The sequence below is a fragment of the Sorangium sp. So ce124 genome, assembly GCF_051525235.1.
GTDB lineage: Bacteria > Myxococcota_A > Polyangia > Polyangiales > Polyangiaceae > Sorangium > Sorangium atrum.
The window spans coordinates 2,279,718-2,292,193 of the sequence record NZ_CP150312.1 but is presented as its reverse complement, the minus strand read 5'-3'; the positions used below and the strand labels follow the sequence as shown (position 1 = coordinate 2,292,193).

Here is a 12,476-nt window from a genome sequence, read left to right as displayed (position 1 = left end):
GAGATTGGGCGATCTTGGTTCGACGCGCGTGCTTGGGGAGCAGGGAGCAGCCCGAGAACGCCCTAGCGCCGAGAAGGGCCGCGCTGTATCGTCCTCGTCGTGGATCTCTCGGCGGCGCAGCGCGGGCGGAGCCGGATCGCATTCTCACGCCCGGCTGCGCTCCCCGGCCTCACCGTCGGGCAGTTCCGGAGCGACGGGCCCCTGTTCACCTGCGTGACGGACCGCTACGCCACCGCGCTCCACTTCAGTGGCCGCTCCGAGTGGTCGCTTCGAGGCGCGCGCTGGTCGAGCGGCCCGGGCACGATCGACGTGAAGGTCCCCGGAGAGGTCTTCGCAGAGCACGCCCGCCAAGGCCAGCGGCGGTTTCAAGTCGTGATCTTCGACGCGCGCATGGTCGACGAGGCGCGCGCGACGCTCGACTCTCCCGCGTCGCCCCCGACGGAGAACGCGCTCTGCGCGCACGACCCGCGCGCTGCACCGTTGGCGGCGTTGCATCGCTCGCTGCTTCGCGGCGACGCGACGCCTCTCGAGCTCGCGGGTGTGTCGTCCGAGGCGCTCGCCGCCCTGTGCGAGCTCACCACCATGCGCCGAGATCCGCCCCGTCCGCGCAGCGCGTGGGCTCGCGCGGTGACGCGCGCGCGCGAGCTCCTCGATGCGCGGTTCACCGAATCGATCGCGCTCGACGAGCTCGCCGCCCACGCGCGACTCGACAAGTTCCGCCTCTGTCGTGCCTTCCGCGAGGAGGTCGGGCTTCCCCCGCACGCGTACGTGACCTACCGGCGCGTCGGCCTCGCAGGGGCGCTGCTCGCCCGGGGAGTCCCTCAGGCGGAGGTCGCTGCGCGCGTGGGGCTCTACGACCAGAGCCAGCTCCACCGGCATTTCAAGCGCGTCGCCGGGGTGACGCCGGGGGCGTACGCCCGAGCCGCCCGCTGACTCTTTCTCCTCGACGCGCCGCGCCTACGCCTGCCGGATCAGCTCGTCGATCTCCGGCGGGATGCAGCCGTAGCCTTCGGCGGCGGCGAGCAAAGTTCCGAGAAGCGCTCGAGCGCGAAGGGTGGCCGAGCGCCGTAGCGAACGAGTCGTTCCCGCCCCTCGCGGTCGTGGGCGGCAAGACGTACGCCCATCGGACGGGCCGCTTATTTTCCGGCGGCCGGTCGTCATCCGGCAGGCGGGGTGCCGCGCAGCGCGTAGCCGATGTGGGCCAGGTAGTCGGCTTTGCCGATCTGAACACCCTGGTTGCGCAGGATGTCGTAGGCCGTGACCAGGTGGAAATAGAAGTTGGGGAACGCAAAATCGCGCAGGAACTGCTCGCCTGTGAACTCCACCGACAGGTCGGTCGCCAGCGGAAAGGCGATCGAGCGCGTCTCCGCGCCCCGGTAGCGGTCGGCCGCGACGGACTCGACGTAGGCGATGGTGCGCTCGATCCGGGCCTTGAAGCCGGCGAGGTCGGCGTCGGCGTCGGCCTCGGCCACCGCCGGCGGCTCCTCGCCCACGAGCCGCGCGACGCCGAAGCGGGCCTGGTCGCAGACGAAGCGCACCTGCATCGAGAGCGGCAGCATATCGGGGGCGAGCCGGATCTGGGCGAGCGCAGCACCGTCGTGGCCCTGCGCCGCTGCCTTGTCGAACAGGGCGGAGAGGTTGCGCAGGAAGGGTACGAAGGTCCCGGTCGTCAGGCTGTGCAGGGCGATGGTCATGGGCGTCTCCTTGGGTCTCGGTCGGTCGGCGGCCTCTCGGCCGCGCTCGCGTCGGCGTGCACGCAGGTCGTGAAGCCGAAGCCCGGCGGCGCCCAGAGTACCCTGTCCGGGCGCCCCCCAGGGATATGCCCCGCCCCCTCCCCGAGGCGCGCTCCCCCCGTCCCGGTGGTGCCGAGCGCTTCGTGGGTTGCGAGCCGCAGACGGGAGGGCGGAAGAGCCGTCAGCCTTCCGGGTTCATTTCGGCTTCGCGGAGGAGCCCTTCTTCCCTCCCCCGTCTTCATCCCAGTACGGCGGCTTCCCGAAGGCGGTGACGAGATGGTCGGCGAGCGCGCGGAGCTTGGCCGAGGGGCGCCGCCCCTCCGTGTGCGCGATGAAGATGAACTCGGGCTCGGGCTGGGCGCCGACGTCGATGACGCGCAGTTCACCTGCCCTGAGCGCCGCGCCCACGATGAACATCGGCAGAAGAGCGACGCCGAGGCCGGCGACGGCGGCGTCCCGCATCATGTCGCCGTTGTTGACGCGGAGGCCGACGCGCGCCCGCACGAGCACGGCGCCGTCCGGCCCCGGGAAGCGCCAGTCGGCGATGCCGCGGTTCGTGTAGAAGATGCCCCGATGCTTCTCCAGCTCGGCGATGGACGCCGGCGCGCCGTGGCGCGCCAGGTAATCCGGCGAAGCGACGAGGACGCGCTGGCTCGGCGCAAGGCGCCAGACCACGAGGCGCGAGTCGACGATCGGCCCGTGCCGCACCACCGCGTCGTGGCCGGCGGCGGCAGCGTCCACGCGGCGGTCATCCAGATCGAGCGTCAGCTCGATCCTCGGGTGCTGCAAAAGGAAGCGGTAGAGCGCCGGGCCGAGGTGCATGCGCCCGAAGGTCACCGGCGCCGACAGCCGGAGGGGGCCCGCCAGGGTGCCGCGCCGCGCGGCGAGATCGGCGGTCGCGTCCTCGACCTCGCGGACGATCCGGACCGCCCGCTCCAGGAACGCCGCCCCATCTTCCGTGAGCGACAGCTTGCGCGTGGTGCGGTGGATGAGGCTCGCGCCCACGCTCTTCTCGAGCTCGGCCAGGCGCTCGCTGACGACGGACTTCGACAGGCGCAGGCGCCGCGCCGCCTCGCTGAGCGATCGCGCCTCGGCGACGGCCACGAACGTCGCGATGCCCTCGAGCTTCATCGTTCGGCGTTTCCGAAATCCAGTTCCACCGACAGGAGCCTACTGCGGACGCGCGCCGCGCTCTACCCTCTCGCCTGTCAGAGGGGCTGACGCGCTGGCTGGTGGCGGCGCCCTCTCCCCTCTTTCGAGCAGCAACGCTGACCGTCTGTCACTCGGCCCCTGGGACGCCGCGCGCCGGACAGGAGAGAAGGATCATGGGACGTTTGCAAGACAAGGTGGCTATCATCACGGGCGCAAGCGCTGGTATCGGCGAGGCCACCGCCAAGCTCTTCGCCGCCGAGGGGGCGAAGGTCGTCCTCGGGGCGCGGCGCGAGAGCGAGCTCGCACGCCTAGTGAACGAGATCGAGAAGAGCGGCGGGCGCGCCGCCGCGCTGGCCGGCGACGTGCGCTCGGAAGACTACGCCAAGGCCCTCGTGGCGCGGGCGACAGAGAAGTTCGGCAAGCTCGATATCGCCTTCAACAACGCGGGCGTCCTGGGCGAGGGTGGCCCCAGCACCGGGGTCTCCGAGGCCGGCTTTCGCGACACCCTCTCCGTGAACCTCACCGGCGCGTTCCTCGGCGCCAAGCACCAGATCCCCGCGATGCTGAAGCACGGCGGAGGGTCGGTCATCTTCACCTCGACCTTCGTCGGCTACACCGTCGCGTTCCCGGGCACCGCCGCGTACGCCGCGAGCAAGTCCGGCCTGATCGGCTTGACGCAGGCCCTCGCCGCCGAGTTCGGGCCGCAAGGCGTGCGGGTCAACGCGATCCTACCGGGCGCCGTCGACACCGCGATGTACCATGAGGCGAACAGCACGAAGGAGTCGCAGGCGTTCATCACGAGCCTCCACGCCCTCAAGCGCGTCGCGACCCCGGAGGAGGTGGCCCGCTCCGTGCTCTACTTCGCCTCGGACGACGCCTCCTTCGTCACCGGGACGGCCGCGCTGGTCGACGGCGGCCTCTCCATCACGCGCACCTGACCCGAGGAGGCGAGGGGGAGTCGGGACGAGGAGGCGAGGGGGAGTCGGGGCGAGCCCCGCCGGGCCGACGTGAGGAGAGGCGGCCGCGCGGGCTCCTGCGCGCTTGCGGACACAAGCTCGCGACGTGCACCACCGAGGGCTTCGCGATGGAGCAGCACCTTGGCGGCAGGCGCCGTCATGCCGAGCGCTCCGGCGGCGGACCACTCGATCGTCGCGCGCAGCGCGCGACGGCGGTGTGTTCTTCGGCGCGAGCGAGGAGTAGGATGCCCCCTTGAACCAGCCCGCACCATCCGGCCCCGATCTGCTCGACGTCCTCGAGGCGCGGTTCAACTTCCGCGAGCTCCGCCCAGGCCAGCGCGCGGTCATGGATGCCTTGCTCTCGGGCCACAGCGCGCTCGCGGTCTTCCCGACAGGCGGCGGCAAATCGCTCTGCTACCAGCTCCCCGCGCTCCTGCTCGACGGGGTCACGATCGTCATCTCTCCGCTGATCGCGCTGATGAAGGATCAGATCGATTTCCTCAGCGCGCGCGGCATCGCCGCGGTCCGGCTCGATTCGTCGCTGTCAGCCGAGGGCGCGGCGGAGGCGCACAGGGATCTGCGCTCGGGCAAGACGAAGCTGCTCTATGTCGCCCCCGAGCGGTTCGTGAGCGAGCGGTTCATGGCGCTGCTGAAAGAGCTCAAGATCGCCATCTTCGCGGTGGACGAGGCCCACTGCATCTCCGAGTGGGGACACAACTTCCGCCCCGACTACCTGAGGCTCGCGGAGACCGCCCGGGCGCTCGGCGTGCCGCGCGTACTCGCGTTGACGGCCACCGCGACGCCCGGGGTCGTGCGCGACGTCTGCGCCACCTTCGGCATCCGCGAGGAGCACACGGTCATCACCGGCTTCTACCGACCGAACCTCGAGCTCCGCGCGACGGCGGTGAGCGCGACCGCGCGCGACCGGGTCCTGATTGAGCGCCTGCGATCCCGGCCGCCCGGCTCCACCATCGTCTATGTCACGCTCCAGAAGACCGCCGAGCACGTGGCCGAGAAGCTCGCTTCTGCGGGGCTGCCGGCGCGCGCGTACCACGCCGGGATGGAGGCGGCGGAGCGCGCGCGCGTGCAGGACGACTGGATGCAGAGCGACCGCGGCATCGTGGTCGCCACCATTGCGTTCGGGATGGGGATCGACAAGCCCGACGTGCGTTATGTCGACCATTACAATCTCCCGAAGAGCCTCGAGAGTTATAGTCAGGAGATCGGCCGCGCCGGCAGGGATCAGGCGCACTCGGTGGTCGAGGTCTTCGTGTGCGGCGACGATCTGCCGGTCCTCGAGAACTTCGCCTACGGCGACACGCCGACCGAGGACGCGCTCCACGGGGTGGTCGGCGCCGTGCTCGCCGCGCCCCAGGTGGAGCTCGGCCTGCACGCGCTGGGGACGCGCCACGACGTCCGGCCGCTCGTGCTCCGCACCGCGCTGACCTACCTCGAGCTGATGGGCGCGGTCCGGCAGCTCACGCCGTACTACGCCGGCTACGAGGTGCGGCTCCACCGCAGGCTCGAGGAGGTCATCGCGTCGGTGAAGGGCGAGCCGGCGCGGTTCCTCGAGGCGCTCTTCGGCCATGCGAGGAAGGGGCGAGTCCTGTACGCGATCGACCCGGCCGCCGCCGCCGCCGCGCTGGAGCAGCCGCGCGAGCGGGTGGTGCGCGCGCTCGAGTACCTCGAGCGGCAGGGGCTCGCGGAGCTCAAGGCGTCGGACATCCGGCACCGCTTCGTGCGCGTCGCCTCGACGGACGACGCGGGCGCCCTCGTCGGCGAGCTCCTCGCGCGCTTCGCGAGGCGCGAGGACGCCGAGATCGGGCGCGTGCGGCAGGTGATCGAGCTGCTCACCTCGGAGCGCTGTCACGCCGCCGCGCTCGCCGCGTACTTCGGCGAACGCCTCGACGCCGCGTGCGGGCGCTGCACCTTCTGCCGCGCCGGCCTCGCCGTGACGCTGCCGGAGCCGGCGCACGCGCCGCCGATGCCGGTGGGGCTCGACGTCGCCGCGTTCACGGCGCTGCGCGCTGCGCACGCGGGCGCCCTGGGCCATCCTCGCCAGGCGGCGCGTTTCCTCTGCGGCCTCTCGAGCCCGGCGACCACCCACGCCAAGCTCGCGCGCGATCCGCTCTTCGGCGTCCTCATCACGCGCCGGTTCGACGAGGTGCTCGACTGGTGCGCCGGGCTCCCCCGCCTCGCCGGCGCCGCAGCGGCGCCCTGACCGAGGCCCAGGACCGAGCCATCACGACGCTCGCGGTCCCACCCTTTCGGTTTGCTGCGCGACACTTCTTCGCGCCGCGATCCGGCTTCTTTTGCCTACGCGCTCCGGCTTCTTTTACCTACGCGCCCACGAGGGACACGGACGACGGGACTGCCCCTCAGGCGCCCCAGGCCCCACATGCGGCTCTCGCCACGGCGCAGCCAGATGTGGAGGCTTATCGCGCACCAGAGCTCCGCGCCCCCTGCGGCGCCTAACGACGTTTCCCCCGGCGCCACGCGACCAGGCCAAGGCCGAGCAGCGCGGCGAAGTGCCAGCGTTCCGACGAATCACGACCGACACTGCAGGAACAACCCGAACTGCCCTGGTCCGTGGTGCCACCATCCGCGCCCCCCGATCCACCGGAGCTGCCCTCGGACGCGCCGCCGGTCGCACCGCTGCCGGTCGAGCTGCTGGCGGTCGAGCCGCTGCCGGTCGAGCTGCTGGCGGTCGAGCTGCTGCCGGTCGAACCGCTGCCAGCCGATCCGACGCTATCCGAAGACGAGAGGCCATCGCACAGCGTGCCAGCTCCAGGAGCGGGCGAGCATTCGCCGGCGTCCGGGATGTTTTCGCCCGCCGTCCCCGTGAGACGGAAGTAGATGCCGTACCTGTCTGCGTACCGCTGATAGTGCGGAGTGAACGTCAACGTGCTATTGGAATCTGTGTTCCGCAGCGTGAATTCCGCCTTGCCCGGGGTTTGAACCAAGTTGTTCTCGATGTCGGCGATCCACTCGTTGATCGTGATGCCGTTGTTGATGCCGATGGTGTCTTTGATGACGACACCAGCGGGAATGGTAGCCTTCTCGGATGCCCACTGGGGCTCCGACAGCATCTTCTCCGTCCCGAGGCCGGCGCTCAAGACGACCGGTCCGTAGACGAACGCCACCGCGTTGGGGTTGTCGGGGAGCCTCGACACCTTCACCTCCATTGGCAGCGTGAGCTCCACCTTGTCTCCGGGCTTCCAGGTGCGACCTACCGTGAGGTAGCCGTTCGCCTCCGTCGCGTCGCATGCCTGACCGTTGACCGTGATCGTCACGGGCTGGCACCGAGCAACCCAGGAGGGCTTTCTGAAGTTGATCGTGACCGCGTCGGCCGGGGCAGCGGTAATCTCGAAAACCGCCTTGTCGGAGAGCGGGAAATTCGAGGTCTGTTTCAACGACAGCCCCCGCGCGGACCAGGACAACGTCGAGCTGAGGAACATGTTGACGTACAGATCCGTGTCGTCATGGAAGTACAAGCTGTCATTGAGCTTGGTGTAGTTCTCCATGCCGGTTCCGTTGCAGCACCAGAAAGTGTCCTCCGGTTTGCCGAACACCTTGAAGTACCCTGTTCCCATCGGCTTGAAGTAGGTCGTCATTCCGTTCGTCGGATTGACGGCAGACATGATTTCGTTGAGGTGGGTCTGCTCGTAGTAGTCGGCGTACTTGACGTCCCCCGTGGCTTTGAAGAGCCCTCTCGAGAGCTTCAGCATGTTGTACGCGTTGCACGTTTCGTTGTTCACATTGTCCCGTTGCGCGTCCAGCTTCCCGGGCTCGTGAAAGTGCTCGAGCTGGCTATTCCCACCGGTGACGTAGGTGTGATCCCTCAGCACGATGGTCCAGAACTTTTCTGCCGCGGAGTAGTAGAAGCTCTCCGCTTCGCCCAGCGTCCGATAGCGGTTCAGGGCGCCGATGAACTTGGGGATTTGCGTATTGGCGTGCTTGCCTGGCAGGATGTTGTTGCCTTGAGAAATCGGAGTGAAGAGCGAGTCCTCGTCGAAGATGTGGGCTGCCGCCAGGTGATTGGCGTTGTTCGTCAGCCTGTACAGATCGTACAGGCAGTCGTTCATGCCGCCGTACTCGACGCCCAGGACCTTCCTTCGAAGGTCCGCGTTCCAGGTTGAGCTGCGATTGTACGTCCAGTCCCCCAGCTTGCTCGCGATTTCGAGGGCCGTCGCATTTCCTTCGAACGTGTAGACGTCGATGAGGCCCGCGATGATCTTGTGCATCGTGTACCATGGCGCCCAGCTGGAGCCGCTGGCCTTCCCCTCGACGACGTCGAAGTGCGTCTCCGGCGACGCGAACAGGTATCCTTTGGGACTCGCGTCTTGAAATGATTTCAATTGGCCGATCGTGTAGTCGATCTTCTGCGCGATGGCGGCGCTCTGCTCCGCGTCGGAGCCGTTGAGCTGCTTGTACGCTTGCGCCATGGCGGACATGTAGTGGCCTATCGTGTGCCCGCGCAGGAGGCTCCAGCCACCCTCCCACCCGCCGTAGAGAGTGAGGCCGGGCGAATTCCCAGGGTCCTTCCCTTGCGACACCGCCTTGAAGCCTGCCAGAAGTCGGTTGGGGTCGAGGCTCATGATGTACGCGATCTCTTTCGAAGAGATGTTCTGGTAGTACGCGTCGGTCACGCTCACCTCGTCCAGCTCGAACTCCTGCAGCTTCTCGACGGGGTCCGCGGCGGACGCCACCCCTGGAGCGAGGGCTCCGAACAGGAGCGAAACAGTCAACGCGGTGGCGCCCGAGAGCGAGCGCCGGTACTGCAGGATTCTCTTGCTCATGATAGATCCTTTCAGATCTCGGATGCGTTGTATCCAGGAAGCTCAAGACGAGACTACGCCGCGCCACACAGCGACGAGGTCTCCTCTTTGTCCACTCAGCAGCCGTCGCACCATCGCGATCAAGCGCTGCTCAGGCCGCTCTTCGGGGTTGGTGAATCAACCATGTGATCGATGCCGATGGGCCGCGTGCTGACGAGGAACACCGCGGCCACGTCGCCAGCACAGCCGGATCTAAGAATCATCTCCGGTGAACAGCACTCGAGATGTCACGACAGCCGCCGAACAAGCGCGGTATGCCGTGTTCTCTGGTGGAGCCCCCTCGGCCCGATGCCAATCTCCATCGTTCAGCGATCGCTTCCGCGACGACCGAGCGGACAGAGCTGGTGCAAAAAATCGATCAGACGACGAAGGCCTCGGTACGCATGGCGACCCGAGCAAGTCGCAGCCACAGGGATACCCTTCGGCGGGAATGTGAACGATCACATGGCTACCGTCAATGCCAAACGACGGGTCTGTAAGTGCCTCGATCCCGAGGGATCAGGAGGCTGGCGGGCTCCTCCGGAGCGCCGCGGCCAGAGGCAATGCCGGTCAATTGAGCGCTTCGCGGACCGGTGGCGCCCAGTAATTTCGGGCACTTGCGCGGGCGCTGGCCGCCAGCGGCCGCCTTGACTGACCGGCATTGCGGCTAGAGGGGCGGGCGCCTTACCTCGATCATCGCCGGCCCCATCGACGAGCTCGAAGCCGATCGGCGCATCGGCGGCTGGGGCGCGGCGACCGCATCGCCAGCTCGAGGTCGCGCCGCCGCGCGCCGGTGTGGCGGCGCTGCAGCGCCTGCGTAACCGCGGCCCGATGCCCGTCCTTCTCGACGCGGCGCTCCGGGAGGAGACCTGTCTGCCCTCGGAGCGCGAGGGCCGTCGCCGGCGGTCGTTTCGAATTGACCGTCGATTTGTGAACGTTCACATTTGTCTCGAGGTAGCTGCGGAAGGGCGTCGCGGATGACATCCGCGATGCGGTTCGTTCCGCTCCCGCTCGCCCAGAGAAGGGAAATGTCCATGCGAAGAAGCGGTAGTGACGTGATCCCCCCTGGCAGCGAGGCCGTCAGCCGTGTCTTCGGTGCACCGCGTGACCTCGTCGTCGAGGTCTGGACGAACGCCGAGCACTTCACACGCTGGTTCGGACCTCACGGCGCAGAGGTCGTCACCTGCGAGATCGACGCCCGGACCACGCTCTTTCGACCCAGGACCGAGCCATCACGACGCTCGCGGCCCGCCTTTCGGTTTGCTGCGCTACGCTTCCTCGCGCTGCGATCCGGCTTCTTTAACCTACGCGCTCGCGAATGGCGACGCAGCGCGGCTGAGGCGACGGGTGAGAGGAGCAGGCCGTTTTCCTAGAGGTCGATGACGACCTTGCCCTTCACGTGCCGGCCGGCCTGGAGCTCGACCGCGGCGCGGATTTGCTCGACCGGGAAGCTTGCGGCGATGGGTACCCGGAGTCGGCCGGTCGCAATCAGGCGAGCGAGCTTTTCCAGGGCGCCGGGGGCGGCGTTGGCGCCGTTGGTTGGTGTGATCCCGTCGACCTGGGCGGCGATGGTCGTGATGCGCGTGTCAGGGACGCCGAGTGCCCTTGCGGCGTGCGCTGTCTCCGTTCCATGAAGGTCGATCGCAGCGGTGATACCGCGGGGAGCGAGGGCACGGACCCGGTCGCCGCCGAAGGAATCGAGCCGGACCGCCCGGCTCCTGCTCGTCGACAGCTGATCGCTCAGTTTCTGCATGCTCTCCTGTCCCCTTGGAACGACGGAACGCACTGAAACGGACTATGCTCCGTTTCCATGGATGACCGCAACACAAGAAACGGAGCGCGCTCCGTTTTGACTGAGGCGGAGAGCCGCGCGCCACGGGCGGACGCAACCCGTAACCGCGATCAGTTGCTCGCGGTGGCGACCCGCGTGTTCGCGTCGGCTGACACCGAGCCGTCGATGCGTGCGATCGCCCGCGAGGCCGGGGTCGGCATCGCCACGCTCTACCGGCACTTCCCCAGCAGAGAGTCGCTGGTTGATGCGGTCTACCGGAGCCAGGTCGTGCGGCTGACGACCGGCGCCCGCGAGCTGCTCGACCAGCTGCCGCCGGCCGTGGCGATGCGGCGCTGGATGGACCTGTTCGGCGACTGGATCGCGACCAAGAACGGCATGCTGCCAGGCCTGGCGCGCGCCGCGCGAGCGCCTTCGGTGTTCGTATGTTCGCGGTGCCGCCACGGCGCGTGCACGACCCCGGGGCGAGCCTCGCACCCCTGCGAGGTCATTCACACCCCCTTCTTCCTCCGCGGATCTCGTAAGCGCCCATGTCGGGAGCGGCCCCCGAGACGCGCGGATTTCCATCCAGGTCCGTCCTCGGCAAGGAGCTGGTGAAGAGCCCGGCATCCCGGGCGGGCGAGGAAGCCTGGAGGTGCAGATCGCCCTCAGCAGGGGCCATGAAGAGCGGATCCTGGTCGATGTTGCCGGTGCCGGGATAGCCGCCCATCACGTCGCTGTAGGTGATCACGGCCGTTCCGGGGCCCGCGATCTCATTGGGCGAGTCTCCCCAGAGGATGGAGTTGAGCACCGTTGTGGTCCCGGAGGCGACGTACAACCCGCCGCCATCCGAGGGGAGTTTGAAGCCTTGGGCCAGGTTGCCGTAGAAGGTGCAGTTCGTCACGCTCAGATCGCCGTTCGCGTAGATCGCGCCGCCTAGCGCCTCGATATCGTTCAAGCCGCCGGCGCCGTTCGCCGTGTTGGCGAAGAATACACTGTTGGTCACGCGCGCAGTGCCCGTGGTGTTGATCCCTCCACCCCTCGTTGCGGTGTTGTTCGCGAACAAGCAGTCGAGCACCGTGAGGTCGCCGGTGGACGAGATCCCGCCACCCAGGTTGCCGGTGATGCTCGACCGGAACATCGCCAGGCTCCCGCTGACCCTGATGACGTGCTGCTGGCGTGAGTCCGATTCGTTGCCGTCGATCGTCGAATCGGCTACATCGACGCTGCTGTTGGAGCCCCCGAGCGCGGCCCCGCTGAAGTCGCTGACGTTGCCAGAGAAGACGGAGCCGGAGACCTTCAACTCGCTGTCGACGGACCAGATCCCGCCCCCGCTCCTGCCGAAATTCCCCTCGAAACGGGATTCAACCACCTTCGCGCGGCTGCCGTCAAGGACGATGAGGCCGCCCCCTGATGGGTTGGCGAAGTTGAAGGAGAAGATGGATCGCACTACCTTCACCTCGCCACCGAGCGTGATGCCTAGCCCACCGCCTCCGCCGCCGCTGCTGCTGTCGGCCTCGTTGTTGAGGAAGCTGGCGTCGTGGAGGGTCACGTTGGCCCCCTCGATCCACAATCCACCTCCGTTCCCGAACGCGAGGTTGTTCTGAAGAACCACCCTCTTGACCTGCAGACGGCCCCCCTGGATCAGCATCCCGCCGCCGTCCGGGCTGGTCGCGTCGGTCGTGCCGTTCTGGCAGGTGAAGCCCTCCACCCTGGTGCCAGGGGGGACGTCGACCAGCATCAGACACCGGCCGCCCGGCCCGAGGCTCGGATCCACGATCGTCGCGTCCGGCCCGGCGCCGATCAGCGCGATGGACTTGCCGGTCCACGCGATGGACTCCGGGTACGTGCCTGGGGCGACGCGGATCCTGTCGTGGTTTTCGGCCGCCTCGACGGCGGCTTGGATCGTCGGGTAGTCTTCCGGCACGTCGATGGTGCGTGCGCGCGCGGCGCGCGCCCCTGCGACCACGACAGCCAGCGCGACGAACGCTGACACGGCTCTTCGTACCATGCTCATCCTCGGCCCCCTCTGCGAGAAAGGAATGCTGCA

Annotated in this window: 7 protein-coding genes and 2 pseudogenes; 4 read left to right on the top strand and 5 right to left on the bottom strand. The window is 68.2% G+C overall.

The features are described from left to right. The first annotated feature begins 99 nt into the window (after positions 1-99). Positions 100-933, top strand: coding sequence for a helix-turn-helix domain-containing protein (locus WMF19_RS08685; RefSeq protein ID WP_437898648.1), 834 nt, complete (start codon positions 100-102; stop codon positions 931-933). A gap of 224 nt (positions 934-1,157) precedes the next feature. Here WMF19_RS08685 and WMF19_RS08680 read toward each other — a convergent pair whose 3' ends face one another. After that, complete coding sequence (locus WMF19_RS08680; protein ID WP_437898647.1) at positions 1,158-1,694, bottom strand: DUF1993 domain-containing protein; 537 nt, start codon at positions 1,692-1,694, stop codon at positions 1,158-1,160. A 234-nt stretch (positions 1,695-1,928) separates the two neighbouring features. Then, entirely contained in the window at positions 1,929-2,864 is a 936-nt protein-coding gene (locus WMF19_RS08675; protein WP_437898646.1) for a LysR family transcriptional regulator, read from the bottom strand. A 194-nt stretch (positions 2,865-3,058) separates the two neighbouring features. Here WMF19_RS08675 and WMF19_RS08670 point away from each other — a divergent pair, with 194 nt between their 5' ends. Beyond that, positions 3,059-3,823, top strand: coding sequence for an SDR family oxidoreductase (locus WMF19_RS08670; RefSeq protein ID WP_437898645.1), 765 nt, complete (start codon positions 3,059-3,061; stop codon positions 3,821-3,823). Between the two features lie 271 nt (positions 3,824-4,094). After that, entirely contained in the window at positions 4,095-6,062 is a 1,968-nt protein-coding gene (locus WMF19_RS08665; protein ID WP_437898644.1) for a RecQ family ATP-dependent DNA helicase, read from the top strand. Between the two features lie 250 nt (positions 6,063-6,312). On the opposite strand, the gene WMF19_RS08660 is transcribed toward WMF19_RS08665, so the two are convergent. After that, a complete protein-coding gene (locus WMF19_RS08660; RefSeq protein ID WP_437898643.1) occupies positions 6,313-8,640 on the bottom strand; it encodes a beta-L-arabinofuranosidase domain-containing protein in 2,328 nt (775 codons plus the stop codon). Positions 8,641-10,027: 1,387 nt separating this feature from the next. Further along, positions 10,028-10,342: pseudogene (locus tag WMF19_RS08655) on the bottom strand (zinc-binding dehydrogenase); the annotation flags it as partial. A gap of 165 nt (positions 10,343-10,507) precedes the next feature. Here WMF19_RS08655 and WMF19_RS08650 point away from each other — a divergent pair. Further along, positions 10,508-10,840: pseudogene (locus WMF19_RS08650) on the top strand (TetR/AcrR family transcriptional regulator); the annotation flags it as partial. Between the two features lie 94 nt (positions 10,841-10,934). Here the strand turns inward: WMF19_RS08650 and WMF19_RS08645 are convergent. Next, positions 10,935-12,437 carry a choice-of-anchor Q domain-containing protein gene (locus tag WMF19_RS08645; RefSeq protein WP_437898642.1) on the bottom strand — a complete coding sequence of 501 codons (1,503 nt, stop codon included), beginning with the start codon at positions 12,435-12,437 and terminating at the stop codon, positions 10,935-10,937. Positions 12,438-12,476 lie beyond the last annotated feature (39 nt).

Excerpts from the sequence above, each read along its gene's own strand:
- WMF19_RS08680 (WP_437898647.1), bottom strand. The coding sequence starts at position 1,694 with ATGACCATCGCCCTGCACAGCCTGACGACCGGGACCTTCGTACCCTTC.
- WMF19_RS08675 (WP_437898646.1), bottom strand. The coding sequence starts at position 2,864 with ATGAAGCTCGAGGGCATCGCGACGTTCGTGGCCGTCGCCGAGGCGCGA.
- WMF19_RS08670 (WP_437898645.1), top strand. The coding sequence starts at position 3,059 with ATGGGACGTTTGCAAGACAAGGTGGCTATCATCACGGGCGCAAGCGCT.
- WMF19_RS08660 (WP_437898643.1), bottom strand. The coding sequence starts at position 8,640 with ATGAGCAAGAGAATCCTGCAGTACCGGCGCTCGCTCTCGGGCGCCACC.
- WMF19_RS08645 (WP_437898642.1), bottom strand. The coding sequence starts at position 12,437 with ATGGTACGAAGAGCCGTGTCAGCGTTCGTCGCGCTGGCTGTCGTGGTC.